Annotated in this window: 1 protein-coding gene; it reads right to left on the bottom strand. The window is 39.8% G+C overall.

The features are described 5' to 3' along the window. Positions 1-611 (bottom strand): IS30 family transposase (locus B7709_RS00125; protein ID WP_142358106.1); only part of this gene is annotated, 611 nt, incomplete at its 3' end. Between the last annotated feature and the right edge of the window lie 82 nt (positions 612-693).

Below are 693 nucleotides of genomic sequence, written 5' to 3'. Positions count from 1 at the left end.
CCCAGAACAGAATCGATTTCCCAATCTCCAAAACGGGAGCGATTATTGATCTCTTCTGGCCTTTCTTCAATTGCCTTTCCTAGATGTTTCTTGGTAGAGGGACGCTTGTTAAATTTTTTACGGATCCGCACTGCTCTTGGTAAATCAATAGCCTTAATCTCTAACAAACCTTGATGGATATAGTTATAGAGCGTCTTGGTTGAAGGAACAACTGCATCTACATGTTGGAGTCTGTAGGTATGAACAAAGGTATTCACGCTATGCACTCTTGGTTTCTCTCTCATTGCTTCTCTAAATTTTGTCAGAAAGTCGTCCGATACACAATCCAGTTTCAGATAATAGCTGGCTTCTCTGGCCTGACGATAACAGTTATGGACAGCATCTGCATAATAGTGTTGATAATAGACCTTCTGTCCATTTACTTGTTTCACTTGTGTTATAGAACCTCGATTCATTTCACGAGTAATGGTAGAGCGATTTCTTCCCAGTCTACGAGCAATCTCAGCAGGTTTGAGTCCTACGCTTAAATAAGCTTCAATTTCTCCTCGCTCAGCTTCAGATAAGTGCTTGTATGATTGATTTGTGGTAGAATAGTTTGTGGACATGTTCATCTTCCTTTATACTGTTTTTCGCAACTCTAGTATATCAGATGAACATGTCTTTTGTGTTGCACTTCATTTTACAACAGAGCGA

Origin of the sequence: Streptococcus oralis subsp. dentisani (assembly GCF_002096335.1) — a bacterium.
Classification (GTDB): Bacteria; Bacillota; Bacilli; order Lactobacillales; family Streptococcaceae; genus Streptococcus; species Streptococcus oralis_Z.
The sequence above is the reverse complement of the archived record's forward strand: the minus strand, read 5'-3'. Positions and strand labels throughout refer to the sequence as shown.